This window comes from Caldimonas mangrovi (genome assembly GCF_023721835.1).
Classification (GTDB): domain Bacteria; phylum Pseudomonadota; class Gammaproteobacteria; order Burkholderiales; family Burkholderiaceae_C; genus Caldimonas; species Caldimonas mangrovi.
In genome coordinates this window covers 63,679-89,847 of sequence record NZ_JAMKFE010000009.1, presented here as the reverse complement: position 1 = coordinate 89,847, position 26,169 = coordinate 63,679, and the positions used below count along the sequence as shown (strand labels likewise).

Annotated in this window: 18 protein-coding genes and 1 other RNA gene; 6 read left to right on the top strand and 13 right to left on the bottom strand. The window is 67.4% G+C overall.

The window, feature by feature from the left end; genetic code table 11:
• Nucleotides 1-52: 52 nt before the first annotated feature.
• Entirely contained in the window at nucleotides 53-1,855 is a 1,803-nt protein-coding gene (dnaX, locus tag M8A51_RS15675) for a DNA polymerase III subunit gamma/tau (protein WP_251779414.1), read from the bottom strand.
• Between the two features lie 117 nt (nucleotides 1,856-1,972).
• Here dnaX and ffs point away from each other — a divergent pair.
• Nucleotides 1,973-2,070: signal recognition particle sRNA small type (gene ffs, locus M8A51_RS15670), an RNA gene on the top strand.
• A gap of 5 nt (nucleotides 2,071-2,075) precedes the next feature.
• On the opposite strand, the gene M8A51_RS15665 is transcribed toward ffs, so the two are convergent.
• From M8A51_RS15665 to M8A51_RS15645, 5 genes are all read right to left on the bottom strand, one after another.
• The gene (locus M8A51_RS15665; protein WP_251779413.1) at nucleotides 2,076-2,906 is read right to left on the bottom strand and encodes a PEP-CTERM sorting domain-containing protein; all 831 of its coding nucleotides are present in this window, start codon (nucleotides 2,904-2,906) and stop codon (nucleotides 2,076-2,078) included.
• A gap of 145 nt (nucleotides 2,907-3,051) precedes the next feature.
• Nucleotides 3,052-5,334 carry an HDOD domain-containing protein gene (locus M8A51_RS15660; protein WP_251779412.1) on the bottom strand — a complete coding sequence of 761 codons (2,283 nt, stop codon included), beginning with the start codon at nucleotides 5,332-5,334 and terminating at the stop codon, nucleotides 3,052-3,054.
• A gap of 165 nt (nucleotides 5,335-5,499) precedes the next feature.
• Entirely contained in the window at nucleotides 5,500-7,914 is a 2,415-nt protein-coding gene (locus M8A51_RS15655; RefSeq protein ID WP_251779411.1) for a serine/threonine protein kinase, read from the bottom strand.
• A 126-nt stretch (nucleotides 7,915-8,040) separates the two neighbouring features.
• Complete coding sequence (locus M8A51_RS26570) at nucleotides 8,041-11,331, bottom strand: UvrD-helicase domain-containing protein (protein WP_251779410.1); 3,291 nt, start codon at nucleotides 11,329-11,331, stop codon at nucleotides 8,041-8,043.
• Nucleotides 11,328-13,979: a PD-(D/E)XK nuclease family protein gene (locus tag M8A51_RS15645; protein WP_251779409.1), complete on the bottom strand. Its 2,652-nt coding sequence runs from the start codon at nucleotides 13,977-13,979 to the stop codon at nucleotides 11,328-11,330. Before M8A51_RS15645 ends, M8A51_RS26570 begins: the two co-directional genes overlap by 4 nt.
• A 132-nt stretch (nucleotides 13,980-14,111) precedes the next feature.
• Between M8A51_RS15645 and trxA the strand changes: the two genes are divergently transcribed.
• The 5 genes from trxA to M8A51_RS15620 all read left to right on the top strand — a co-directional run bounded on the left by trxA (nucleotide 14,112) and on the right by M8A51_RS15620 (nucleotide 19,496).
• The gene (gene trxA, locus M8A51_RS15640; RefSeq protein ID WP_251779408.1) at nucleotides 14,112-14,441 is read left to right on the top strand and encodes a thioredoxin TrxA; all 330 of its coding nucleotides are present in this window, start codon (nucleotides 14,112-14,114) and stop codon (nucleotides 14,439-14,441) included.
• Between the two features lie 251 nt (nucleotides 14,442-14,692).
• Complete coding sequence (gene rho, locus M8A51_RS15635; RefSeq protein WP_251779407.1) at nucleotides 14,693-15,955, top strand: transcription termination factor Rho; 1,263 nt, start codon at nucleotides 14,693-14,695, stop codon at nucleotides 15,953-15,955.
• A gap of 162 nt (nucleotides 15,956-16,117) precedes the next feature.
• Nucleotides 16,118-16,378, top strand: a complete 261-nt coding sequence (locus M8A51_RS15630) for a type B 50S ribosomal protein L31 (protein ID WP_251779406.1) — start codon at nucleotides 16,118-16,120, stop codon at nucleotides 16,376-16,378.
• 113 nt (nucleotides 16,379-16,491) lie between these two features.
• Nucleotides 16,492-18,141, top strand: coding sequence for a hypothetical protein (locus M8A51_RS15625; protein ID WP_251779405.1), 1,650 nt, complete (start codon nucleotides 16,492-16,494; stop codon nucleotides 18,139-18,141).
• Nucleotides 18,141-19,496: an MATE family efflux transporter gene (locus M8A51_RS15620; RefSeq protein ID WP_251779404.1), complete on the top strand. Its 1,356-nt coding sequence runs from the start codon at nucleotides 18,141-18,143 to the stop codon at nucleotides 19,494-19,496. Before M8A51_RS15625 ends, M8A51_RS15620 begins: the two co-directional genes overlap by 1 nt.
• On the opposite strand, the gene phoR is transcribed toward M8A51_RS15620, so the two are convergent.
• From phoR to pstS, 7 genes are all read right to left on the bottom strand, one after another.
• Nucleotides 19,478-20,806, bottom strand: a complete 1,329-nt coding sequence (phoR, locus tag M8A51_RS15615; protein ID WP_251779403.1) for a phosphate regulon sensor histidine kinase PhoR — start codon at nucleotides 20,804-20,806, stop codon at nucleotides 19,478-19,480. The two genes, M8A51_RS15620 and phoR, sit on opposite strands and share 19 nt — an antisense overlap.
• A complete protein-coding gene (gene phoB, locus M8A51_RS15610) occupies nucleotides 20,806-21,504 on the bottom strand; it encodes a phosphate regulon transcriptional regulator PhoB (protein WP_251779402.1) in 699 nt (232 codons plus the stop codon). The genes phoR and phoB overlap by 1 nt, the downstream gene beginning before the upstream one ends.
• Before the next feature lie 15 nt (nucleotides 21,505-21,519).
• Entirely contained in the window at nucleotides 21,520-22,227 is a 708-nt protein-coding gene (phoU, locus tag M8A51_RS15605) for a phosphate signaling complex protein PhoU (RefSeq protein WP_251779401.1), read from the bottom strand.
• Between the two features lie 25 nt (nucleotides 22,228-22,252).
• On the bottom strand, nucleotides 22,253-23,038 hold the full coding sequence (gene pstB / locus M8A51_RS15600; protein WP_251779400.1) for a phosphate ABC transporter ATP-binding protein PstB: 786 nt from the start codon (nucleotides 23,036-23,038) through the stop codon (nucleotides 22,253-22,255).
• A 15-nt stretch (nucleotides 23,039-23,053) separates the two neighbouring features.
• Complete coding sequence (gene pstA, locus M8A51_RS15595; RefSeq protein WP_251779399.1) at nucleotides 23,054-23,920, bottom strand: phosphate ABC transporter permease PstA; 867 nt, start codon at nucleotides 23,918-23,920, stop codon at nucleotides 23,054-23,056.
• Nucleotides 23,917-24,894, bottom strand: coding sequence for a phosphate ABC transporter permease PstC (pstC, locus tag M8A51_RS15590; RefSeq protein ID WP_251779398.1), 978 nt, complete (start codon nucleotides 24,892-24,894; stop codon nucleotides 23,917-23,919). The genes pstA and pstC overlap by 4 nt, the downstream gene beginning before the upstream one ends.
• 110 nt (nucleotides 24,895-25,004) lie before the next feature.
• The gene (gene pstS, locus M8A51_RS15585) at nucleotides 25,005-26,042 is read right to left on the bottom strand and encodes a phosphate ABC transporter substrate-binding protein PstS (RefSeq protein ID WP_251779397.1); all 1,038 of its coding nucleotides are present in this window, start codon (nucleotides 26,040-26,042) and stop codon (nucleotides 25,005-25,007) included.
• Between the last annotated feature and the right edge of the window lie 127 nt (nucleotides 26,043-26,169).

Sequence of the window (26,169 nt, the reverse complement as noted above, 5' to 3'; positions counted from 1 at the left end):
TCGGGATGGAAGCGGGCATTGCGGCCCGCTGTTTGAAAGTCTTTCGTGCAGATCAAACGGGCCGGATCGAACCGGGCACGATGCGAGCCGTGCTGAACTGCTGCATCAGCGACACCACCAACGGGTCGTTCTGGATCGCCTGCTCGGCTTCGCGCTGCCGCAGAGCGCGCAGCACCGCGTCACGCCGCGCCGGCGTGTCCTCGGTGGCGCCGACCTCGAGTGCCAGTTTCAGCGGCCGGCCCAGCACTTCGGACAGCGCCGCCTCGAGCTTGGTGCGGGCCGAGTCGGACGCAAGGGTCTCGCGTTCCACACGCAAACGCCACGGTGTCGTGTCGCCGGGTTCGTCGGCGGTCAGCAGTTGAGACTGCATCGCCAGCTCTCGCACCAAGGCGGCGACCAGCTCGCGCTCGCACATCTGCCGCACCAGCGCTTGCCAGCGGTCGCCCAGCTCGGATGCCGGCATGCTGACGGGCGCCGGCGTGATCGGCTGCGGCACGGGAGGCTGGGCCCGCGGCGCCGAGGCTGGCGCCTGCGGCGGCTCGTCCTCCCTAGGGGGAGGCTCTTGCGATGCAGCAGCACGCGCCGGTGCACGCACGGCGGTCGGGGCGGCTGCGACAGGTCGGACCGCCTCGCGCGCGGCGGGTTGAGGCGCAGCCGCTCGGGCGGGCACCGGGATCGCAGGACGCGCCGCCACACGCGTCGCGGCATGGGGCGTGCGCTGCAGCGCAGCGGAGGCCTGCTTGGCCGCGCCGCCCTGCACCGGCTTGAAGGCCAGCATCCGCAGCAGCGCCATCGTCATGCCGCTGTACTCGTCGGGCGCCAGGCCGAGCTCGTTGCGGCCGTGCAGCGCGATGCTGTAGAGCAGTTGCGTTTCTTCCGGCAGCAGCAGCCCGGCCAGCCGCTGCAGCGTCTCGTTCTCGGGGTCGCTTTCGTCGGCGGCGTCGGGCACCACCTGCAGCACCGCCATCTGCTGCAGCACGGTCGCCATCTCCTCCAACGCACCGGGCGCCGAGAGGCCCTGCGCGCGCAATTCATGCACAGTGCCCACCACCGCGGCGCCGTCGCCGGCCGCCAGGCTTTCGATCAGGCGGTAGACGTGCCCGCGGTCGACGGCACCGAGCATCTGCCGCACGCCGGCTTCCTGCAGCACGCCGGAGCCGAAGGCGATGGCCTGGTCGGCGAGCGACAAGGCGTCGCGCATCGAGCCGCGTGCCGCACGCGAGAGCAGGCGCAGCGCACCGGTCTCGGCCTCGATGCGCTCGGCCTCCAGCACGCGCTGCAGGTGCTCGAGCACGGTCTCAGGCGCCATCGGCCTCAGGTTGAACTGCAAGCAACGCGACAGTACCGTGACCGGCACCTTCTGCGGGTCAGTGGTCGCGAGCACGAACTTGAGGTACTCGGGCGGCTCTTCCAGCGTCTTCAACATCGCGTTGAACGCGGTGTTGGAGAGCATGTGCACCTCGTCGATCATGTAGACCTTGAAGCGGCCGACGACCGGCTTGTAGACCGCCTGGTCGAGCAGTTGAGAGATTTCCTCGACACCACGGTTGGAGGCCGCGTCGAGTTCGACATAGTCGACGAAGCGCCCGGCGTCGATGTCACGGCAGGCCTGGCACACCCCGCACGGTGTGGCGGTGATACCGCCCTGCCCGTCCTCGCCCTGGCAGTTCAGCGACTTCGCGAGGATGCGGGACACGGTGGTCTTGCCGACTCCGCGCGTGCCGGTGAACAGATAGGCATGGTGCAGCCGCTGCTGCGTCAACGCGTTCGACAGCGCCTGCACGACGTGCTCTTGCCCCACCATCTCTTCGAAGGTGCGCGGCCGGTACTTGCGGGCAAGAACGAGGTAACTCATCGGTGCGATTCTACGGGCCGGGCCGGGCCTTCCGCGGCCGCAGCGCGCACGAGAAAAAACACCGAGAGTCAGCACCCCGCCCAGGGCCATGCGCGCAGTGGCCTACAATCCGGCGCTGACGGGCCTCCCCGCATGGAAGCGCGGCCAACCGGGTCAGGTCGGGAACGAAGCAGCCCCAACCGTTGCGACCAGTGCCGGGGTTAAGGCTCGTCAACCCTCCTCACATGAGCCCCGGCGGCACGTGAGGCGTCTGCTTCAAGCGCCGACGCTTTTCAGTGCTCACAGCCGCCAGCACGGCAAGCCCTGCCAACATCAGCACGTACGAGCCAGGCTCCGGAATCGGAGGACGGTGGCTGCCGTACATGTTGATGCCGACTCCCAGCGTCAGCCAGTGCGTGTCCGTCGTGTAGTTGGTGAAAGTCACGCTGGGTTTCTCCTCCGGCGCGAAGAGGAAGACCGCGGACCTGCTGCCGTCGAAGACGGCCAGCGTTTCGTCCCATCCGGGGGCGTTGGGGTCGGGATCCATCTTGTAGTCCACCGTGAAAACCATCCTGATGACAGCACTGACGCCTTGCGCCAGGTCGAAGAAGCTGTCTCCCGTCACCGTGACCGACGACCGAGGGGCCACCTCGAGCTGGCTGGGACTGTGGTTCGCGTTGGTACGCTCCAGCGCGAGATCGAATGGGGCCCGACTGTTGCCGTCCGTCCGCAGGCGCATGTCGACTGTCCCGTCCGGGTTGAAGCGGCCTTCCCTTCGCAAGACGTAGTCCTCCCTCTCGTCGGTTCTCACCATGCCGCCGCCGTTCAGCAGGCTCTCGCCTTCGCACCCGAGATCGTGCCCGGAGCATCCTGGTGTGAAGTGGATCCAGTCCTCCGGCCACGGCGATTTGCCCCAGTGCTGAGCGCCACGGGGCGTCCATGGATCGTTCGCGTCGAGATCAGCCCACTCGAGTCGCAGCCTGTCGAGCTGGGCGATGCTGGTCTGAGCAGCCGCTGGAACGACCGAGCCGAGGAGCGCGGCGAACGCCGCGGACACAAAAAACCTGAACATGGCGTCCTCCTGTTCAAGCCGCCACGGGTGCAGATCGACCCACGCCCATCTCGACACGCTAGTGCACGCCGATGGCCATGTCGGAGCAAGATGAAAAGAAACGCATCGGCGTTGCGCCGGGTTTCGGCAAGGGTTGTTGCCCGGCTTACGCCGGTGCAGGCAGCGTGGGCGCGATCGCCCGTTGCAGCTCGTCTCGCAACGCGCGCAGCAGCGACAGCTCGCGCTCCTGCACCTTGAAACCATCGGGCGTCGGCTTGTCGGCATAGAGCAAACCGACGGCCTGCCCACCGTTCATCAACGGCAGCAGCATGAAGGTGGAAGCCGCGACATGACGCCGGTACCAATGCGGCAGGCGCGATTCGAAGGTCGGCACGGTGGCGTCGCGGATCAGCGTGTCGGCGCCTTTGCTGCACAGCGCGCTGAACAGGTCGCGCTCGTCGCGCAGGCTGAATCGGAAATGCTGCCGCAGCGCCGCTGCGTCGGCCCCCCAGGCGTGCCGGGTGGCGAAATGGTCGCTGTCAGGCTCGCGCAGCACGATGACGACGTGGCGGCACTGCAGCGCGTTGAACACCGCGTCGCCGGCCGAAAGCAGCAGCGCGTTCAGGTCGTAGGGCAAGGCCAGCGCAGCGCGCAGCTGGTACACGGTGCGCGCCAGCAGGTCGGCACCGGCAGGTGCCGCGGGCGGCTGGGCGGAAGCCGTTGCGGCTTTCACGTCCTCGGTCTCCAGCGTCGCCGGCGGTGCTGCGTCGGCCGCCTGCCAGATCTGGTTGCCGGTGACGCCCAGCGCCTTCGCATAGCGCTCGACCAAGGCGTGATTGCGTGCCGCGCGCTCGCGGCGGTCCGGGCGCAACTGCATCTCGGTGAGCTCGTTGCCCAGCCCCGCCAGCAGGCGGAACCAGTCACCACGGCGTTCCGGCGGGCGCAGCGGCGCGTCGTCCGCGGGCCGGCGCATCGCAACGACGAGGCCGTCGGGCAAGCCCCAGGTGCGCGCCACACTGACGCCGAGCTCTTCGAAGCTCATGCCGAGCACCGACAGCGCCGCGGCGGCCTCGCTGCCGCCCTGGCTGTGCGAGAGCTGGCGCACCTGGGCGGCCTGCTCGGGCAGATAGAACTGCACCAGCGTGCGGCCGAGGTTCTGCAACACCGCGGTGATGAAGGACTCCTCCTCCTCGGCCTGGGTCGGGCACAGCCGTGCGGCGAATCGCCCGGCGTTGCGACTGCGCAGGTATTCCTCGCGCAGCGCTGCGGCGTGGGTCCGGTCCCGCATGTCTTCGAGCGTCGGCAGAGAACCGGCCAGGTCGCGCACGGCCATGAAGCCCATCAGTGCGACGGCGCGCGATACGGTCGTGATGGTGCCGCCCCCCACCGAGCTGAAATACGCCGCGTTGGTCATGCGCAGCAGCTTCTGGGTCAGTGCCATGTCATCAAGCACGGCGCGCGAAATCTCGTCGAGATTGACCTTCTCGGCCGCAGCCAAGCGTCGCACACGACGCACCACCTCGGTCTGCACAGGCATGTCCGGCTGGTTGGCTGCACGCCGCATCAGGTTGTTGAGGGTCTGCGTGGCACGGCTGTCGGCGGAGCCTTCGAGCAGCGAAGGCGTGAGCCATTGCTGCAACGCATCCCGCAGTTCGATGGCGCTGGCAAAGCGATGCGCCGGATCGAGTGCCAGGCAACGTGCGACCAGCGCGCGCAGTTGCGCCTCGCCGTGCTCGGTCGCGGCCGCAAAGCCGGGCGACAGATCGAGCTCTTCCTGCAGCATCCGGGCGGCCGCACGCTGCGGGTGGCCGTCCTGCACAGCGGCACGTCCGGTGAGCAGTTCGTACAGCACCAGGCCCACCGCATGCAGGTCGGAGCGCACGTCGGGGGCCGCCCCCTGCAACACCTCGGGCGCCACATACAGCCCGCCCGCCGTGGGCAGGCTCGGCACGTCGACGGGGCCGGACAGCAGCGCGAACTCGGTCAACCGGGGCCGTCCCACCACGTCGAGCACCAGGCTGGACGGTTCGATGCGGCCGTGTACGACACCGGCGGCGTGCGCATGCGCCAGGCCGTCCAGCACGCCGATCACCGTGAGCACCGCCTGGCGTGGCGCCATCGACTCGTGCTCGGCGATCCACTGCGCCAGGTTCAAGCCCTGCACCGGCTCGACGATCGCCACCGGCTGGCCCTGTTCGACACTGGCGTCGAGCAGGGTCACGAGGTTCGGGTGCCGCAGCGCCATCACGGGCTCCGCGGCCTTGCGCCATACCGCCGTGTTCAGCCCGGGCCAAGGCGCACGGTGCCGCATCTGCAGGTGCACCTCGCGCAGGCTCGGGTCCTGCGCCACCCACCAGCTGCTCGCCGGCGAACGCCACAGCGGCCGCAGCAGTCGAAACCGCCCCAGCGTCTGCACATCGTCGGTAATCCGGTCGTCCTCGGTGGCCACGTCAGCTCATGTCCTGGTCTGGGTCGGCACCGCCATCCTGGGCCTTGCGACCGCAACGGGCAAGACGGCCGGCGCCACCGACGTTATCGCCGCGAGGGGCCGCGGGAAGCCAGACGCGGCGCCCCGGGCGCGCCATTTCGGCATCGGAACACACGCCGAGGCCATTCACGCCACCTGCTTGAAGGCCATCACCGCCTGGTTGCGCAACGTGCGCAGCAGCGACAGTTCGCGCTCGTTGACGACGATCGCGTTCGGCTGCGCCTTGTCGGCGTAGATGAGGCCCAGCGGCGCATTGCGCAGCGTCAACGGCAACAGCAGAAAGGTCGGCGCATCGATGCCGGTCTTGAACCACGGCGGCAGGCGCGTCGCGATGTTGCCGGTCGTAGCGTCATGAATCAGCGTGTCGGCCCCCTTGGCACAAACGGCGGCGAACAGGTCGGTGGCACCGGTCAGCTGCAACTTGAAAGCGGCCGCCACCCGTTCGGCATCGGCGCCCAGGCCGAAGCGTCCGGTCAGCACGCCGGTGCGCGCGTCGCGCAGGCAGAAGATGACGCGCTGGAAACCATGGGCGCGGTACATCGTCTCCAGGATCATGCGCAGCACTTCGTTGAGCTTGAAGTTCTCGACGAGCGTGTTGCTGATGTCCTGAATGCCGGCAGCCAATGCCTTGGCCGGGTCGTCGGCAGGAACGATGCCGCCGCCGGCCGCCATCTCCAGCGGTGCCGGCTGCGTCTGCACCAGCGTGTCGAGCTGGTGCGGTGTGAGCGTATCGGCATCCGCGTCGTGCGCGCCCGCACTGGCGCCCTGGAGCATGCGCGCGGCCGGCGTGCCGGGCTTGGGGCTCAGCTGCAACGCGGGCGCCAGGTCGGCCATCTGCTCGCGCGACTGCTGCACGGCCGATTGCAGGTCCTTGAGGCTGAGGTTCAGGTGGGCGCCGAAGCGCTGCGTGATCTCTTGCAGCCGCTTCCCGTGCTCGGCCACCGGACTGTTGAGCAGCGCATCGGCCACGTCGTTGGCAGCGGACGCCAGCATGCGGATGCGCTCGCCTGGCTGGTCGGGCTTCTTCAACGCAGCGTCGGCCGGCAGCCGACGCATGGCTTTTTGCAAGCTGTCCGGCAGGCCCCAGGTGCGAGCGACGCCGACGCCCAGGTCCTCGAAGCTGATACCCAGGACCGACAGCGCGGCGCTGTTCTCACCGGCACCGTCGCCGTTGCGCGGTTCCATCGCGCGCCGGATCTGCTCGGCCTCTTCGGGAAAATAGAACTGAGTCAGCATCCGGCCGAGATTCTGGAACAGCGCGGCAATGAAGGACTCCTCGGAATCTCGCGCCGTGGTCGACAGCTGAGCGGCCAAGGTGCCCGCCATCAGCGACCGCAGGAACTCTTCCTTCAGTACGTTGGCATGCGACTTGTCCTGCATGTGCTCGAGCAGGATCAGCGACAGCGCCAGATTGCGAATGCCGGCAAAGCCGATCACGGCCGCTGCTCGCGAGACGGTGCTGATGGTGCCGCCGCCTGCGTTGCGGAAGTGGGCCGAGTTGACCATGCGCAGCAGCTTGTTGGTCAGCGCAACGTCTTTCAATATTTCGTTGCTCAGGCTGTGCAGGCTTTCGTTCTCGGACGCCGCGATACGCTGGATGCGGCCGACCGAATCCGACATCGCCGGGAAGTCGCTCTTGTGCCGCATGCGACGCAGCAGGAACTCCAGTGTCCCGTTGCGACCGCCTTCGCCGGCCTCGGCGTCCTCGTTCGGTCGCATCCACACCTGCAAGGCCCCGTGCATATCCTTCGCGCCCGTGTAGCGCACCGAGGTGTCGCGCGCCGTGGCCCTGTGCACGATCGCGCGCAGTCCGTCGTCGACCGGGTGCGGCGTCTGCATCGGCAAGGTCACGTCCTCGTGTGCATTACGGTAGATCGCGCGATACGGGTCGCGCTCGGACACCGCCGCCTGACCCATCAGCATTTCGTAGAGCACCAGGCCGGCCGCGTAGACATCGACCTGCGGTGAAGGCGGACGCCCATGCGTCGCTTCCGGCGCGAGGTAGCCCGGCGTGCCGACCAGCCCGCCATCGGCGCCGCCATGGCGCTGGCTGGCGGCAATGCCGAAATCCATCACGCGAGCTCGGCCGGCACCGTCGATCAGAATGTTCGAAGGTTTCAGGTCGCGATGGATCACGCCGCCCTCGTGCGCATGCATCAGCGCCTCCAGCACACCGAGCAGCAGCTTGACCGCGTCGGCCGCCTGCATGGCGCCCTGGTTGCGCAAGCGCTGCGCGAGCGTGGGGCCCTCGACCAGCTCGAACACCAGGTAAGGGTGCTGCTCGTGGACGTCGGCCTCGAAGATCGGCACGATGTGCGGGTGACTCAGCCGGCTCACCGCGCGCGCCTCGCGCAACCACTGTCCCAGCGCCTGCGGGTCGGACGCCTGTGCGCGGTGCAGCTTCAACGCGACCTCGCGGTCCAGACGCGGGTCGAAAGCCCGCCAGACCGAACTCTGCGCGCCCTGCCCCAGCGCTTGGCGCAACTCGTAGCGGCCGAGTGTGCGGGCAGGCGGCTTGTGGGTCGAGGAAGATGCAGGCATGAAGACGGCGCCAGTGGCGGTAACTTGCGGTAATTGGACACCGCCCGCGGGCACTGGATGCCGCAATCTGGCGGGCAAATTCCTCGCAATTCGGGCTTGCGTGCAAAGCCCGTCACGGCTTGGTCATCAAAGGTCCGGCTCGATCACCTCGCCCCGGCCCGTGACAAAAGCCGCGCGCACCTGAGCCTGCGGCTCGGCGCCTGCCACCGCTTGCCGTACGGCCTCGCGATAGCGTGCCAATTGCTCACGGTAGGCGGCCAGCTCGTGCGGCGCATGATCGAGCTTGTAGTCCAGCACCCACCACAGGCTGCCCCGCTCGCCCGCCAGTTGCACCAGTCGATCGATGCGCAGCACCTGCCCTGCATGGGCCATGGGCACCTCGTTGCCGGCCCAGCGCAGGTGGTCGCCGGGAAGAAAGGGGCGGAAGGCGGGGCTGGACAGCACCTGGCCGACGACGAGTTCGGCGTGGGCGCGCTGCGCCCCATCGAGCTTGAAGGCCAGCGCGGCAGCAGCCACTGCGTCGCGCCAGCCGGTGATCGGATCGGCGCGTGCGGTGAGCCACTCCAGCGCACGGTGCACGGCCTCGCCGACGCGGGCCGTGCCGGCTGCGCGGTCCCGCGACGGGCTCGGGACTTCCGCCTCGGCGGGCGCGCCGCCGGGGCGAGGCAAAACAGGCAGTTCGGGTAGCAGGACTGGTTCGGTTCCGATGCGGGCCGCCGACATGTGCGCCGGCAGCGCGTCCTCGGCCCACGACTCGACGTCGGGCACATCGTCGCCCAGACGCTGCCACCAGGACCGCTCGCTGCCGCGGCGGTGAGGGCTGGTCGCACTGAAGACGAGCTGCTCGCGCGCACGCGTCATCGCGACGTACAGACCGTTCAGTTCCTCACGAGCACGGGCGAAGCGCTCACGCTCCATCGCCTCTGCCAGGCTGGGCGGCACCTGAGCCTCCGACGCGACGAAAGCGAAGCAGGTCGGGTGATCCTGTTCGGCCGGCCAGTCGATCAGGGCGGTCGCGTTCTCGCCACGCTCGTTGACGCTGTCCGCGTCCATCACGAACACGATCGGCGCCTCCAGGCCCTTGGCGCCATGGATCGTCAGCAACTGCACGGCCTGGGCGTCGGTGCGCGCCTTCACGCACAAGGGCCGCCGACGCAGCGCACGCACCAGCTTGTAAGGCGTTGCATAGCGGCCGCCGTCGAGTTCGAGCGACAGCGCGAGCAACGCGTCGAGGTGCCCAAGCGCAGCGGCACGCAGCTCCGGCGGCACCGCGGCGGCATAGCGCGCGCGCAGTCCGCCCTGCGCCACGATGCGGTCAAGCAGATCATGCGGCGGCAGTCGCCGGGCATCGGCAGCCCAGGTGGCAAGCAGCGCCCGCGCACGCAGCAAGGCCGGGCTCAGCGCCTGGCTGACCTGCAGCGCCTGCATCCAGCTGCAGCGTCGCTCGCGCGCGACGCCTGCCAGCGCCACCAGGTCGTCGTCGTCGCCGCCGAAGATCGGCGAGCGCAAGGCATGCGCCAGCGAAAGGTCGTGCTGCGGCGAGACCAGCGCATCGAGCAGCGCGACCAGGTCACGCACCTCCAGGGCGTCCATCAACACGCTGTCTTCTGGGGTCGCGAATGGCAGGTGCCGTTCGCGCAGCGCATCCGCCAGCACGCGCAGGCTGGCACGCCGGCGGCTCAGCACGTAGATGTCGGACGGGGCGCGGCCCTCCCGCAACAGCATGGCAATACGATCGGCCACGCGGCGTGCCTCCTGCAGCCGCAGCAGCACGTCCGGTTCGTGGCGCGGCATGGTCAGGCTGTCACGCCAGGGTTCGGCAGCGTCGTCCTTGCCGGCCTTCGGCGGGCGCTCGACACGCTCGATCGCCGCCACGCGGCCACCGACACCGGCAACCGCTTCGGTGGTGTGCGGCCGAAAATTGTCGTAGCAGCCTTCTGCCTGCGCCGACGTGAACACCGCGTTCACGGCCTGCAGCACCGCCGGCGCGTTGCGCCGCGTATGGTCGCATGCCAGTACGGCGCCGCCGAGCGTGCGCAGCAGGTCCTTGGCCGCCTCGAACACGCGCGGCTCCGCGCGGCGGAAGCGGTAGATGCTTTGCTTCGGGTCGCCGACCACGAAGATGCCCGGCGGCCGCTGCCCGCTCGCGCCGCCGCCAGCGCCGGCATACGACCCGAGCCAGCTCGACAGGGCCTGCCACTGCAGCGGGTTGGTGTCCTGGAATTCGTCGATCAGTACCTGGCGGATGCGTGCGTCGAGTCGCTCCTGCAGCCAGCCGGCAAGCTGCGCATCGCGCAGCAGTCGCAGCGCACAACGCTCGAGATCGGCCATGTCGGCCAAACCGCGCGAGCGCTTGACCTGGGCGTACTGGACCAGCAGCACCCGCGCGAGGCGTACCACGCACTGGTGTTCGAGGTGCGCCTCGTGCTGCGCCGCCGCGGCACGAATGTCGCGCAGGAAGGCAATCGCCTCGTCCAGTTCGGGAGCCTGCAGGTGCTTGCGGGGCTCGCCCTCCTTGGTGCACAGCGCGGCGAACGCGGCATCGAGGCAGTGCTGATCGTCCGTCGCGTCCAGCGCCAGTTGCAGCGCGGCCGCCTGCTTCTGCGCAATGGCCTTCGACTGCTGACCCAGTGCTCGCGCCACGCGTTGCAGCAGGCCATGAACGACCGCCGCGCGCACGCGCTGCACCGGGTGGTCGAACCCGGCGAAGGCCGGGTCCAGCGTGGCAGGCGCGGGCACGCTGCTGTCGAGCACGCCGGCAGCCGCCGCGAGTTCGAACTCGATGCGCTTGTCCAACACGCTCATCAGCCACGTTTGCGCGATGTACCGGCGCCGCCGGCGCACCAGGGCCTCGAAATCCTCGCGCAGCGCCGCGTCGGCCGACACGGCGGCGAGGAACTGGCGCCACGCCTGGGGCTTCAGCTCCTCGATGTCTTCGACCAACTCAGCCTGCGGGGGCAGACCCAGCTCGTCGAGCACCTCCAGCGGTGCCGCGCGCATCAGCTGCGAAAACCACGCGTGGAAGGTCCGGATCTCGACCACGTGCGTCCCGGCCAGCAACGTCTCGTAGAGCATGCCGAGCGCAGGTGCGAGCCGGCGCGCCTCGGCCGCGTCGAGGCCGCGGTCGATCAGCCCTTGCGTGCGCAGCTCGTCGTCGCAATCGGCGAACTCGGCCAGCCACTGCATCAGCCGGTGGCGCATCTCGGCCGCCGCCTTTTTGGTGAAAGTGATCGCGAGGATCTGTTGCGGCTGCACGCCGTCGAGCAAGGCGCGCAGGATGCGCGAGACCAGCATCCAGGTCTTTCCCGCGCCGGCGCAGGCCTCGACGACGACGCTGCGAGCCGGGTCGCAGGCGACGCGGTAGAACTGCTCGCGTGCGACGAGTTCGCCGTCGACGCGGTAGGCCGGCCCGTTCACGACTCAGCTCCCTCGACGGGCGTCAGCACCCAGTGGTCCTTGCGGCACAAGCCGCGCGCTTCGCAGTGCTCGCAGACCGCCCCTTCGCCGAGCGGCGGCAGCGCCGCGCCCTGCGCGATGCGCCGCAGATCGTCCGCCATGCCGGTGAGCAGTTGCTGCGCGCTCGCCTCGACCGCCGGATGCTCGGTGGTGTCGATCTCGCGGCCATCGAGCGCCAGGTAGATTGCACGCAGCGGACGGCCGCCGCCCGGCGCTCCATCGGCCAGCTGCAGCAACGCGGCATAGAAGGCAAGCTGAGTGTCTTCGAGCGGCTGGCGCTGCTTGCGTTTCAGATTCTCGATGTTGCCCGTCTTGTAGTCGATCACCAGCGTCTCGGCGCCGTCGCCCGCCTGCACGGTATCGATGCGATCGACCTTGCCCTGCAGCAGGACGCCGGGTTGCCCCGGCAGCGCGGCGCTGAGCTTGACCTCGCTGGCCAGCACTTGCGCGCCGCTGCGCTCATGTTCGAGCATCCAGCCGACATACATTTGAGCCACCTGCCGGAAGCGCAACGCGTAGGGCAGAAACGCCGCCTCGTCGAGCTTCATCGCCGCCTGCTCCTGTGCGCCGATCGCGATCAGGCGCTCGACCTCCTCGAGCATGCCGAGCGGGCGCTCGCTCCGTTCGGCATGGAAGCGCTGCAGCACTGCATGCAGCCACGTGCCGTAGTCGCGCCGCTCGATCTCGTCGTCCAGCTCCGGCGCTTCGGCCAGATCGAGCATGCGCAGCGCGAAAAAGCGATAGGGGCAGTCGCGCAAGGCCTCGTAACTGGTCGCGCTCAGCAAGCCGGGCAGCAGTTGAGGGGCTCGCGGAGCCTTTGCTCCTTCCGGGTTCACGGCGATCGGTGTCAGGATGCGCGGGTCCTCTGCTGGCACCTGCAACGCGCCCTGACGCGAGCGCACGAGCTGCAGCCGCTCGATCAGCACGCTCGGGTTCAGCGGTTCGCCATCGTGCGAGCGACGCCACAGCAGGCTGATGCGCGGATGGCGTAGCAGGTGCGCAAAGGCCAGCGACTGCTGCCGCAACATCCGGGCACGTGTCGTCAGCGACAAGGCGGCGCGTTCCCCATCGCCCAGCCAAGCCGGCATCGGGACCGGCCCGAGCCGCTGGTCGTCGCAGCCCGGCATCACGACCGCCGCAAACGGCCGCAACATCGCCCGCGACAGCGGCGTGATGATCACTTCGGCATCAGTCGCGGCAGCCGGCGCAAAGGCACCGCCCTCGAGCAGGCTGTCGACCCATGCGACGTAGTCCACCAAGTCCATCGTTGCAGCGTGCGCCTGCCGCATGAAACTGCCGTCATCCGCGGTCGACTCCGGCAGGCGCAGTGCCTGCAGCACCTGCTGCCCCGCCTCGTCCGCGTCCAGTTCGGCCCAGGCGCCGCAGCCCTGCAAGGCCGCACGCAGCCGCTCGTTCCAGTTCGCCACCGAGGTGCGTCGCGGAGACGCTCCGAGTGCATCGCCCGTTTTCCCGACCGCCTGCCACAAGAGGCGTGCAGACGGCGGCAGCCGGCGCTCATCGACCTCGTGCAGGGCCACCCATTGATGCTGCCGGAAGGCCTGCTCGAGCGACTCGGCACCGTCGGCATACGAGGCGCCATGCCACCCAGCGAAACCGGACTTCAGCCAATCCAGCAGGTCGTCGGTGCTTGCGCGCGCGCGCGCAAGCCGCAGCAGTCCGGCGACGCAGGCGCCGGCACGGGTGGTGGACAGACGCCAGCCGGTCTCGTCGCGCAAGGCCACATGCTGCCGTTCGAGCAGGGCCCGCACCCTGCGCACCAGCACCCGGTCCTGCGCGATCAGCGCAACCGGCACCTGTCCTGCCGCCAGGTGGTGCAGCACCTGCGCCGCAGCCGCCTGGGCTTCGTCCTCGAAATCCTGGCACACCAGCACCTGAGCGTCGGGCGAGGCCGCGTCGAACAGGCTCGCCTCCTGGGGGTCGGTGTCGATCTCCAGCACCGGTGCGTCGGCCTCATCGAGCAGGGACCGCACCAGGGCATCCGGTCCGCCCGCATGCACCGCGACCCAGCCTGCGGGCCGCAGTCCGAACAGCGCATCGGCGGTGCCGGCCTCATACACCGCGCTCCATTCGAGCGCGACACGCGCCAACGCTGCCTCGACCACGCCTGGTCCGGACAGCGCGGCCAGCACGCCGCGGGCGCGGTCCCACCACGGCTCCCGGCCCGCGGGCGGCACAGCCTGCGCGGCATGCATGAACTCGTGCGCCATCTCGACCACCCCTCGCACCCAATGCTGAAACGCCGCCGGGTCTCGCCGGCGCATCGGGTCGGCCCACGACAGCCGGGCCAGCAACTGCGCAGCAGCAAGCCGATCGGTCGCTGCGTCGCCAGAGGGACCTTCAGGGTCGGCCGGCACCGCAGGCAAGGCCTCGCGCAGTGTCTGGGTGGTCTCGAAACGCGGCATCCATCCCGGCGGGCATGCCCGCGCCCACGCCTCGCGAGCCAGCGGAAGGTGTTGCGCGAAAGGCAGCAGCACCAGCACCCCCTGCAACGCCAGGCCGTGGTCGTGCGCAAACTGCTGCACTCGCTGCACGATCGGCAGCCAGGGATCGGGGGTCGGGCGTGGCGTCCAGCGCTCTCGTCGGGTCATGCGGTGTAAGGAAGTGGATATCCCTGCGATAGAAAAGCTTGTGGGTGCCTCCATCAGGGCCCGCGGGGCTTTGTGTCAGAATCATTGTGCCTTTTGTCGGGCGGCGACCCCGACGCCTCAGAGGATCCAACAATGAGCAGCGAGCTGATCAAACACATCTCCGACGCATCCTTCGACACCGACGTGTTGCAGGCCGACAAGCCTGTGCTGGTGGACTACTGGGCTGAATGGTGCGGTCCCTGCAAGATGATCGCCCCGATCCTCGACGAAGTCGCGAAGGACTACGACGGGCGCCTGAACATCGCGAAGATGAACGTCGACGAGAACCGCGAGGTGCCCGCGAAGTTCGGCATCCGCGGCATTCCGACGCTGATGCTCTTCAAAGGCGGGCAGCTCGCCGCGACGAAAGTCGGCGCACTGTCGAAAGCCCAGTTGACGGCCTTCCTCGACGGTCATCTATAATCCGCTTCAATGCGTCCGGAATCCTGAGCCACAAGCCAAGATTCCGGGCAGCACAAGTTTCGCCACTACGCATTTTTTTCGCCGCGTAGTTTCGGCCCCCAAAAACTCCAGCGTTCTTCCGAACACGCGTTTGTCGCGGTTCATGCGCAAGTTCTCGCGTCAGGTCTGAGCCAGGCAGCGAGCTTTGCCGAAGTCCATCCAGCCCGGCGCCACCACAGCGGCACAACGGGAACCGACAAGGGTATTCGCCCATGCATCTCTCCGAACTCAAAGTCCTTCACGTCTCGGAACTCATTCAGATGGCCGAGTCGTTGGAGATCGAAAACACCAGCCGTATGCGCAAGCAGGAGCTGATGTTCGCGATCATGAAGCGCCGCGCCAAACAGGGCGAGCAGATCTTCGGCGATGGCGTGCTCGAGGTGCTGCCCGACGGCTTCGGCTTCCTGCGCTCGCCGGAGACCAGCTACCTGGCAAGCACCGACGACATCTATCTGTCGCCGAGCCAGATCCGCCGTTTCAACCTGCACACCGGCGATGCGATCGAAGGTGAGGTCCGCGTACCCAAGGACGGCGAGCGCTACTTCGCGCTGGTGAAGGTCGACCGCGTCAACGGCCTGACCCCCGAGGAGAACAAGCACAAGATCATGTTCGAGAACTTGACGCCGCTCTTCCCGAAAGAGCAGTTCAAGCTCGAACGCGAACTCCGCGCCGAAGAGAACATCACCAGCCGCATCATCGACCTGATCGCCCCCATCGGCAAAGGCCAGCGCGCGCTGCTGGTGGCGCCGCCCAAGAGCGGCAAGACGGTGATGATGCAGCACCTGGCGCATGCCATCGTCGCCAACCACCCCGACGTCTACCTCATCGTGCTGCTTGTTGACGAGCGCCCGGAGGAAGTGACCGAGATGCAGCGGACCGTGCGCGGCGAGGTGATCAGTTCGACCTTCGACGAACCGGCGGCGCGCCATGTGCAGGTGGCCGAGATGGTGATCGAGCGTGCCAAGCGGCTGGTCGAGCTGAAAAAGGACGTTGTGATCCTGCTCGACTCGATCACCCGGCTGGCCCGTGCCTACAACAACGTGCTGCCCTCTTCCGGCAAGGTGCTGACCGGGGGCGTGGATGCCAACGCGCTGCAGCGGCCCAAGCGCTTCTTCGGCGCGGCCCGCAACATCGAGGAAGGCGGCTCGCTGACCATCATCGGCACGGCACTGGTCGACACCGGCAGCCGGATGGACGAGGTGATCTACGAAGAGTTCAAGGGCACCGGCAACTGCGAGATCCACATGGATCGCCGCATGGCCGAAAAGCGCGTCTACCCGTCCATCCTGCTGAACAAGTCCGGCACCCGCCGCGAAGAGCTGCTGCTGAAGCCCGAGATCCTCCAGAAGACCTGGATCCTGCGCAAGCTGCTCTACCCGATGGACGAAATCGAGGCGATGGAGTTCATCCTCGACAAGATGAAGTCGACGAAGAACAACCACGACTTCTTCGACATGATGCGCCGCGGCGGCTGAGACCTCCGCGCGTCATCGGGGCCTCGGCCCCACCGTTAGGGCCGGCTTTGCCGGCCCTAAGCACTTGAATCCATGGCATAATCCGCGGTTTTTCCGCTTCCGGAAAGTGTCTCGAAGGGTTCGAGGTGGCTCCCGGCGCATAGACCAGCGATAGGCTCGACCATGAAAGAAGGCATCCACCCCAACTACCGCGAAGTGTGCTTCGTGGATCTGTCCAACGGCTTCAAGTTCGTCACCCGTTCCTGCGCCCAGACCAAGGAAACCGTGAAGATGGACGACGGCCGCGAACTGCCGCTGTTCAAGTTGGAGACCACCAGCGAATCGCATCCGTTCTACACCGGTACGCAAAAGAGTGTGGACTCGCTGGGCGGCCGCGTCGAGAAGTTCCGCAACAAGTTCGCTCGCGTGGGCCTGAAGAAATAATTCGTCGGCCGACGCCACCGAAGGGCAGCCTGGGCAACCGGCTGCCCTTTTTGCTGGGCCTCGGCGTTTTTCCTGCATGATCGCGGGTTCAGCGTTTGGCCGATCTCTCCCACGTGAATCACCTCACCCCCGCCATCGTTACGCAGCGGGCCGCACAGCGGCTGCCACGCATGGCACTGCTGCTTTTTTGCGCTGCCTATGTGCTCCCGGGCCTGTTCGGCCGCGACCCGTGGCGCAGCGCCGACGTGACGGCCTTCGGCTTCATGCACAGCCTCACGCGCGGTGACACCGACCTGTGGCATCCGGTGGTAGGCGGCGTTCCGCCGGAAGTCGGGCTCTTCCCCTACTGGCTCGGCGCGGGCTTCATCGAGCTGTTCGACGGCCTGCTCGCCCCGGCCCCGGCGGCACGCATCCCGTTTGCACTGCTGCTGGTCGCCGTGCTGATGCTCACCTGGTACACCAGCTACCACCTCGCCCGCTCCGAGGCCGCACAACCCGTGGCTTTCGCCTTCGGCGGCGAAGCCCACCCGGTCGACTACGCCCGTGCGATCGCCGATGGCGCGCTGCTGGCCCTGGTCGCGACACTCGGACTGCTGCAACTTGGGCACGAGACCACGCCGGAGCTGTTGCAGCTGACCGGCGTGGCGCTGTTCACCTACGGGCTTGCCGCCAGCCACCACCGCGGCATCCAGGCGCGGCTGGCCATGCTGGCCGCGCTGCCGCTGATGGCCGGTAGCGGCGCACCCAGCGTCGCTGTCGTACTGGGCGCCGTAGGGCTGGCGATCTGCCTGCGCTCGGAGTTCGAGCAGACGCGGCGCTTCACGTTCTGGGTCGGCGGCTCGCTGCTGATTGCCGTGCTGACGGCCACCGCTTTCGATGCCTGGCTTTGGCGGGTATCGACACCGTCGATCCGGCAAGTGACCCGGCTGCTGGCCTGGTTCACCTGGCCAGCCTGGCCGCTGGTGGCATGGACGCTGTGGCGCTGGCGCGGGCACCTGCTGAAGCGCCATATCGCCGTGCCCTTGTTCACCGCTCTCCCCATGGTGGTCGCGTGTGTGCTGATGAACGGCTCTGACCGCACGCTGCTGCTCGCGCTGCCGTCCATGGCCGTGCTCGCGGCCTTCTCGCTGCCCACGCTGCGACGCGGGGTCGCGTCGGCGGTGGACTGGTTTTCGGTGTTCTTCTTCAGCATCTGCGCGCTCGCGCTGTGGGTCATCTACGCGTCGATGCAGCTTGGCGTGCCGGCCAAGCCGGCGGCCAACATACAAAAGCTCGCGCCTGGCTTCGAGCCGCACTTCTCGTTGCTTGCACTCACTGCCGCCGCGCTGGGCACGCTGGCCTGGGTGTGGCTGGTGCGCTGGCGCGCCGGCCGCAATCGCGAGGCGTTGTGGCGCAGCCTGGTGCTGCCGGCCAGCGGCGTGGCGCTGTGCTGGTTGCTGCTGATGACACTCGGCCTGCCGGTGCTTGACTACGCGCGCAGCGACCGGCCGCTGCTCGAAAAGCTGAGTCGCCACCTGCCCCCTGCGGCCTGCATCGCGGCGCGCGATCTGCCACGCCACCAGATCGCCGGCCTGGAGGCCCTGGGGGGCTACCGCGTGTACGAGGAAGGCGTGGCTCCGGCGACTCGCTGCGAATTTCTCCTGACGCAGGGCCGCCGTGCGCGCGCAACACCCGACGGCTGGCATTTCGTCGCACGCGAGCGCCGGCCGACCGACCGCAGCGAGTTCACCTACGTCTACCGCCGCAGCCCGGCGTCCCGCTGATGGCGCCGTGGCAGCGCATCGCCCGCGACGCGGGCGCGATCCTGCTCGGGCAACTGGCCACGATCGGCTTCGGCGTGGCGGACACCATCATGGCGGGCCGCTATGCCAGCACTGACCTGGCCGCCTTGTCGATCGGCATGGCGATCTACGTCAGCCTGCATGTCGGGTTGGCCGGCGTGGTGCAGGCGCTGATCCCCATGGTTGGCCAGCACCACGGTGCACGTGAACCGGAACAGGTCGGCCAAGCCTTCCGCCAGGGTCTGTGGCTCGCATTGATGGTCTCGCTACCCGGCAGCTTGCTGCTGTCGCAGCCCGACCTGCTGCTCGGGCTGGCTCGCAGCACCCCGGAGATGGCGGCGCAGGTCCGGGACTACCTGGGCGTGCTCGCGTGGGGCTTGCCGTTGTCGCTGCTGTTTCGCTGCTACAGCGGGCTGAACCAGGGCATCTCGCGTCCGCTGCTGGTCACCACGCTGCAGCTCGGCGCGCTCGCCATGAAGCTGCCGCTGAACGCATGGTTCATTTTCGGCGGTGCCGGCGTGCCGGCCCTCGGTGTGGTCGGCTGTGCGTATGCCACCGTGCTGATCCACGCGGCGCTGCTGCTGTTCGCCGCAGTGATGCTGCGGCTGCATCCGATCTACCGGCCGTTCCGGCTATGGCAGTGTTGGCGGGGCCCGAGCTGGGCGTCGCAGCGCGAGCTGCTGCGGTTGGGGCTACCCACCGGCGCGTCTTACTTCTTCGAAGTGACGGCCTTCACGCTGATGGCGGTCTTCATCTCGCATTTCGGCACCACCGCGTTGGCCGGGCACCAGATCGTCGCCAATCTGGCCAGCGTGATGTACATGCTGCCGCTGTCGGTCGCCATTGCGACCGGCGCGCGCGTGGCGCAGCTGCGCGGAGCAGGCAACGCATGGCTCGCGCGCCGCGCCGGCTGGCAGGGCATTGCGCTGTCGGTGGGGCTGGCCGTCGGGCTCGGGTTGCTGCTGTACCTGTCGCGGACGATCTTGCTGGGCCTGTATACCGAAGACCCGGCGGTACGAACGGCCGCTTCCGCGCTGTTCGCGTACATCGCGCTGTACCAGGTGTTCGACGCCGCCCAGGTGGCCGCGGCCTTTGCGCTGCGCTCCTATCGGGTGGCGCTGGTGCCCGCCCTCGGCTACGCCGTCGGGTTGTGGGGTTTCGGTCTGGCCGGCGGCTACGCGCTGGCCTTCGACGTTACCGGCGACGCGCCCGACTGGCTGCACGGCGCAAGCGGCTTCTGGTTCGGCAACGCCGCCGCGCTGGCGCTGGTCGCTGTCTTGCTCACCTGGCTCTACGGCATGGTGTCGAGGCACGGGCTTCAGCCTGCGTCGCGTTGAGCAGCGGCACGCACTCGCAGCGGCGGCAGGACGAAACGGAACTGCGAGCCCTTGCCGGGCTCGCTTTGTACGTCGAGTTCGCCGCTATGACGTTGCACAACGTGCTTGACGATGGACAGGCCCAGCCCGGTGCCGCCGGTCTCGCGCGAGCGGCTGCCGTCGACGCGGTAGAACCGCTCGGTCAAACGGGGGATGTGCTCCTTCTCGATACCGATGCCGGTGTCCCTGATCAGGAACTCCCCGGAGCCGTTCGGCCGCATCTTCCAGCTCACGTCGATACGCCCGCCCTGCGGCGTATAGCGCACGGCATTGGTCACCAGGTTCGTCAACGCGCTGAGCAGCTCGCTTTCCGCCCCGGCCACCTCGGCCGGCCCGTCGCTCGAGAAACTCAGCTCGTGTTTGCCCTGCGACAGCGTGCGAGCATCGCTCTCGGCCATCTGCAGCAGCTTGCCCACCGACACCCACTGGTCCGGTGCCGGGCGCGGGCTGCCTTCGAGCTGCGCCAGCGTCAGCAGATCGCTCACCAGCGTCTGCATGCGCTGCGTCTGCTGTCCCATCAGGTCGAGTACCCTGCGGCGCTCGACGTCAGTCAGCGGCAGATTGGCCAGCGTCTCGATGAAACCGGACAGCACCGTGAGCGGCGTGCGAAGTTCGTGCGACACGTTGGCGACGAAGTCGCGCCGCATCGTGTCGGCACGTTCGCGTTCCGTGATGTCCTGCGACAGCACCAGCTTCATGCCCTCGCCATAGACGCGCATGCTCACCGACAACGTCACCTTGCCTCGCACGTAGGGCAGCACGACCGGTTGGTCGAAATCGCTGGCCTGAAGGTAGCGCACGAAGGCGGGCGTGCGCACCAGGTTGGTGATGTGCTGGCGCACGTCGCGTTGGGGGTCGAGCCCGAAATGCTCGGCAGAGATGCGGTTGCACCAGACAATCTGGTCGTCGGCGTCGAGCATCATCACGCCGTTCGGCGAGGCTTCGATCGCCGACAGGAATTGCGCCAGCCGGGTGCGCTCCTGCGCAGCAGACAGCTCTCGATTGCGGATCGCGCGCTCGATTCGATAGGCCAGTTCGCCCCACAGCCCTGCATCGCGCGGCGCGATACCGTGCTGCGGCCCACGCAGCCAGTTGAGCAGCCGATAGCCGCGCAGCGTGTCGAGAAACAGCGCCAGACTGACGCCACCCACCGCGCCGAGCATCATCGCGAACAGCGGCGAGCCGAGCGGCTTGCCCGCGAGATAGCCCGCCGCTCCGCCCATCAGCATCGTCACGATACCGGCGAAGATCCGGGGGAAAAGCCAGCTCATCAGGCGGCGGCCGGAACCTGCTGCGTCAGGCGATAACCCGCCCCGCGGACGGTCTCGATCATCTGCGAGCAGCGCACCGGCGCCAGTGCCTCACGCAGGCGCTTGACGTGCACGTCGACGGTGCGCTCCTCGATGAAGACATGATCACCCCAGACCCGGTCGAGCAGTTGCGCCCGGCTGTGCACGCGCTCGGGATGGGTCATGAAGAAGTGCAGCAACTTGAACTCGGTCGGGCCGACCTTGACCTCCTGATCGCCGCGGGACACACGCCGCGTTGCCGGGTCGAGCCGCAGGCCGCCGACCTCGACCGCCGAGTCGAGCGCTTCAGGCGCCTTGCGCCGCAGCACCGCACGGATGCGGGCCATCAGTTCATTGGTCGAGAACGGCTTGGTGAGGTAGTCGTCGGCCCCGGCATCGAGCCCGGCGATCTTGTCCGGTTCGTCGCTGCGCGCCGTCAGCATGATGATCGGCATGTCTTTCGTGCGGGCCTCGGTGCGCCACCGCTTGGCGAGCGACAGCCCGGTCTGCCCGGGCAGCATCCAGTCGAGGATGACCAGGTCGGGAAGCACGCGGTCGACCTCGCCCGAGGCGCGAATCGCGTCCGACGCGACGGTCACCTCGTAGCCCGCATGACGGAGGTTGATCGAGATCAGCTCGGCGATCGCGCTTTCGTCCTCAACCACCAGAACTCGGCTCATGCAAACGCTCCTGTGTCAGTTCACCACCGACTCGACGCTTTCCATCGGGATGTGGCGAACGTCGGTGCCCTTGACGATGTAGATGATCTGCTCGGCGAGGTTTTTTGCATGGTCGCCGACGCGCTCGATCGCCTTGGCGACGAAGACCAGGTCGATGCTCGCGGAAATGGTGCGCGGGTCTTCCATCATGTAGGTGATGAGCTTGCGCATCAGGCCGTCGAACTCCTGGTCGATCTGGTTGTCCTGCTTCAGGACTTCGAGCGCCTTGTTGACGTCCAGCCGCGCGAACGCGTCGAGTGTCTTGCGCAACTGGTCGGTCGCCAGGCTGGCTTCGAAGGACACGTCGGACACCGGGAGCCGCAACCGGCTGAAGACGCCGGTGTTGATCAGTCGCTGCACGGTGCGGGCAATGCGCGCTGCCTCGTCGCCGACGCGCTCGAGGTTGCCGATGGTCTTCGAGATCGCGATCAGCAGGCGCAGATCGCGCGCGGTCGGCTGGCGCCGCGCGATGATGGTCGACAGGTCCCTGTCGATGTCGACTTCCATGTGGTTGACGCGCTCTTCGGTCGCGATCACCTGGCTGGCCACTTCGCCGCTGAAGTTGGTCAGTGCGTAGATCGCCTGCGCGACCTGCGACTCCACCAGGCCGCCCATTTCGAGCACGCGAGTGGAAATGCCGCTCAGTTCGGCATCGAATTGGGTCGAGAGATGCTTGTCCGTCATGGCGGGTTCTCCTGGAGGGCACCGCTCAGCCGAAGCGGCCGGTGATGTAGTCCTCAGTGTCCTTCTTCCTGGGCTTCATGAACAGGTCGGACGTGGGCCCGAACTCGATCAGGTCGCCCAGGTACATGTAGGCGGTGTAGTCCGAGCAGCGCGCCGCCTGCTGCATGTTGTGGGTGACGATGACGACCGTGTAGTCGTTCTTCAGCTCGTGGATCAGTTCCTCGATCTTGCCGGTGGAGATCGGATCGAGCGCCGAGCACGGTTCGTCGAGCAGCAGCACCTCGGGCTTGATGGCGATGCCGCGCGCGATGCACAGGCGCTGCTGCTGGCCGCCGGACAGGCCGGAGCCGCTTTGCGTCAGCTTGTCCTTGACCTCGTTCCACAGTGCCGCCTTTTTCAGCGCCCACTCCACGCGCTCGTCCATCTCGGCACGCGGCAACGTCTCGAACAGACGCACGCCGAAGGCGATGTTGTCGTAGATCGACATCGGGAATGGCGTGGGCTTCTGGAACACCATGCCGACCTTCGCGCGGATCAGCGAGACGTCGAGCCGCGAGCGCAGGATGTTCTCGCCGTCGAGCAGGATCTCGCCCTCGGCGCGCTGCTCGGGATACAGCTCGAACATCCGGTTGAAGGTGCGCAGCAGCGTCGACTTGCCGCAACCTGACGGCCCGATGAAGGCCGTGACCTTCTTCTCGGGAATGTCCAGGTTGATGTTCTTCAGCGCGTGGAAGCTGCCGTAGTAGAAGTTCAAGGCACGGACCGAAAGCTTCGCCTTCTCGGTGACCGGCAGTTCGACTTTTGCGTCCATCAGGAGAGCCTTCGATCAATGTTTGTTGCGGAACAGCACGCGCGCCAGGATGTTGAGCAGCAGCACGCCGATGGTGATCAGGAACACGCCGGCCCAGGCCAGCTTCTGCCAGTTCTCGTACGGACTCATCGCGAACTTGAAGATCGTCACCGGCAGGCTCGCCATCGGCTCGCTGAGGCTGGCGGTCCAGAACTGGTTCGACAGCGCCGTGAACAGCAGCGGAGCGGTTTCACCCGAGATGCGCGCCAGCGCCAGCAGCACACCGGTCAGCACGCCGGCGCGCGCAGCCTTCAACGTGATCGACGAGATCACCTTCCACTTGGGCGTGCCGAGCGCATAGGCCGCCTCGCGCAGTGCATTGGGGATCAGCGACAGCATGTTCTCGGTGGTACGGATCACCACCGGGATCACGATCAGCGCCAGCGCCAACACCCCGGCCCCGCCGGAAAAGCTCTTGACCTGCGCGACCACCACCGCATAGATGAACAGGCCGATGACGATCGACGGTGCCGACAGCAGGATGTCGTTGATGAAGCGGGTCGTACTGCCGAGCCAGCTGCGCTGGCCGTATTCGGCCAGGTAGACGCCGGCCAGGATGCCGACCGGCGTACCGATCAGCGTGGCCAACCCCACCATCATCAGCGAGCCGAAGATCGCGTTGGCAAGGCCGCCGATTTCCTCCTGTGGGGGCGGCGTCATCTCGGTGAACAGCGACAGCGCCATGCCGCCGGCTCCCAGGCGCACGGTCTCGAACAGGATCCACAGCAACCAGAACACGCCGAAAGCCATCGCCAGCAGCGACAGCGTCAGCGCGATTGCGTTGACCCGTTTGCGCCGGCGGTGCATCGCGACGTGGCCGGCATCGAGCGTCTGGGCGTTCATGTGCGCACTCCCTCACGCTTCTTGAGCTGCATCAGCAGAACTTTCGACAGCGCGAGCACGACGAAGGTGATGAAGAACAGCACCAGGCCGAGATAGATCAGCGAGGATTGGTGCAGCCCTTCGGCGGCTTCCGCGAACTCGTTCGCGAGCGCCGATGTGATGCTGTTGGCCGGCTCGAACAGCGACAGCGAACTGAGCTGGTTCATGTTGCCGATGATGAAGGTCACTGCCATCGTCTCGCCCAGGGCCCGGCCGAGACCCAGCATGATGCCGCCGATGACACCCGTCTTGGTGTACGGCAGCACGACCTTCCAGACGACCTCCCAGGTGGTCGATCCGAGCCCGTAGGCCGATTCCTTGAGCATCGGCGGCGTGACTTCGAACACGTCGCGCATCACCGAAGCGATGAAGGGAATGATCATGATCGCCAGGATGATGCCGGCCGCCAGAATGCCGATGCCGACCGGCGGGCCGGAGAACAGCGCGCCGAGATAGGGCACGTCGTTGAACGCCGCCTGCAGCGGCTGCTGCACGAAGGTCGCCAGGATGGGCCCGAACACCAGCAGGCCCCACATGCCGTAGACGATGGACGGCACGGCCGCCAGCAGCTCGATCGCGATGCCGAGCGGCCGGCGCAGCCACTTTGGCGACAGCTCGGTGAGGAACAGCGCGATGCCGAAGCTCACCGGCACGGCGATCAGCAGCGCAATGAACGAGGTCATCAGCGTGCCGTAGATCATCACCAGGCCGCCGTACTTGTCCTGTACCGGGTCCCAGTCGGAGCTCCATAGAAAGCCGAGTCCGAATTCCTCGATCGCCGGCGCAGCGCCGATGACGAGAGAGACGATGATGCCGGCCAGCAGCGCCAGCGTCAGCAGCGCAGCGCCATGGGCCAGCGCAGAAAACAGCGTGTCCGCCCAGGGCGAGGCGCGCCTCGCGATCGGCGGTTCCCCCGTCGGGTCCGTTCGTTCCATCTGTCCAGGCTTGTAATCGGATGCGGGGAGTGTAGCGGCCACGATGCCCTCTTCGATGTGCGGGCGGGGTGGCAAGCCACCCCGCGTCGAGCGTCAATCGGACGTTGCGCTCACTTGTAGGCGACGGTCTTGCCGGCACCGTCTTTCATCTCGGCCCACTGCTTGCGGATCAGGTCCTTGACAGCGTCGGGCAGCGGCACGTATTCCAGGTCGGAAGCCATCTTGTCGCCGCTCTTGTAGGCCCAGTCGAAGAACTTCAGAGCATTGGCAGACTGCTGGGGCTTCTCCGGCACCTTGTGCATCAGGATGAAGGTCGCACCGGTGATCGGCCAGGCGTCCTTGCCCGGCTGCTCCGTCAGCACCTGGTAGAAGCTCTTCGCCCACTCGGCGCCGGCAGCGGCCGCCTTGAAATTGGCTTCGTCCGGCGACACGTAGTTGCCGTCCTTGTTGCGCAGCTGGACATGCGACATCTTGTTTTGCTTGGCATAGGCGTACTCGACATACCCGATCGAGTTCGGCAGGCGCTGCACGAACGCCGACACGCCTTCATTGCCCTTGCCGCCGGCGCCGGTCGGCCAGTTGACGGCCGTGCCCTCGCCGACTTTGGTCTTCCATTCGGCGTTCACCTTCGAAAGATAGTTGGTGAACAGGAAGCTGGTGCCCGAGCCGTCGGCCCGGCGCACGACCGAGATCTGCGCGTCCGGCAGCGACACACCGGGATTCAACGACGCAATGGCCGGATCGCTCCACTTGGTGACCTTGCCCAGGTAGATGTCACCCAGCAACTGGCCCGTCATCTTGATTTGACCGGGGGCGATGCCCTTGATGTTGACCACCGGCACCACACCGCCGATGACGGTCGGGAACTGCATCAGGCCTTCTTTGGCCAGTTCCTCATCCTTCAGCGGAGCGTCCGAGGCGCCGAAGTCGACTGTCTTGGCCTTGATCTGGCGAATGCCGGCACCGGAGCCGACCGATTGGTAGTTGATGCGCGCGCCGGTCGCCTTGTTATAGGCATCGGCCCACTTTGCGTACACCGGGGCAGGGAACGACGCGCCGGCGCCGGTCACATCCTGGGCCAGGGCAACGCCGGTGACGCCGGCCAGCGCCGCGGCGGCCAGCCCGGAACGGATCAAAGTGAAGTTCATGTATGCACCTTTCAGCAGGAATGGACACAGAAGGAAACGCTTCTGACGGGGCGGACTGTAAGAGCCGCGTGTGACAAGTCCGTGACATCCATCGCCGCAACCTGCATTCCTGAAGGGCTGCCCCGAG

Coding starts and splice junctions, on each gene's coding strand:
- dnaX (WP_251779414.1), bottom strand. CDS start 1,855: ATGAGTTACCTCGTTCTTGCCCGCAAGTACCGGCCGCGCACCTTCGAA.
- pstB (WP_251779400.1), bottom strand. CDS start 23,038: ATGGACGCAAAAGTCGAACTGCCGGTCACCGAGAAGGCGAAGCTTTCG.
- rho (WP_251779407.1), top strand. CDS start 14,693: ATGCATCTCTCCGAACTCAAAGTCCTTCACGTCTCGGAACTCATTCAG.
- phoB (WP_251779402.1), bottom strand. CDS start 21,504: ATGAGCCGAGTTCTGGTGGTTGAGGACGAAAGCGCGATCGCCGAGCTG.
- M8A51_RS15665 (WP_251779413.1), bottom strand. CDS start 2,906: ATGTTCAGGTTTTTTGTGTCCGCGGCGTTCGCCGCGCTCCTCGGCTCG.
- M8A51_RS15630 (WP_251779406.1), top strand. CDS start 16,118: ATGAAAGAAGGCATCCACCCCAACTACCGCGAAGTGTGCTTCGTGGAT.
- M8A51_RS15620 (WP_251779404.1), top strand. CDS start 18,141: ATGGCGCCGTGGCAGCGCATCGCCCGCGACGCGGGCGCGATCCTGCTC.
- phoU (WP_251779401.1), bottom strand. CDS start 22,227: ATGACGGACAAGCATCTCTCGACCCAATTCGATGCCGAACTGAGCGGC.
- pstA (WP_251779399.1), bottom strand. CDS start 23,920: ATGAACGCCCAGACGCTCGATGCCGGCCACGTCGCGATGCACCGCCGG.
- M8A51_RS15645 (WP_251779409.1), bottom strand. CDS start 13,979: ATGACCCGACGAGAGCGCTGGACGCCACGCCCGACCCCCGATCCCTGG.
- trxA (WP_251779408.1), top strand. CDS start 14,112: ATGAGCAGCGAGCTGATCAAACACATCTCCGACGCATCCTTCGACACC.
- pstC (WP_251779398.1), bottom strand. CDS start 24,894: ATGGAACGAACGGACCCGACGGGGGAACCGCCGATCGCGAGGCGCGCC.
- M8A51_RS15655 (WP_251779411.1), bottom strand. CDS start 7,914: ATGCCTGCATCTTCCTCGACCCACAAGCCGCCTGCCCGCACACTCGGC.
- phoR (WP_251779403.1), bottom strand. CDS start 20,806: ATGAGCTGGCTTTTCCCCCGGATCTTCGCCGGTATCGTGACGATGCTG.
- pstS (WP_251779397.1), bottom strand. CDS start 26,042: ATGAACTTCACTTTGATCCGTTCCGGGCTGGCCGCCGCGGCGCTGGCC.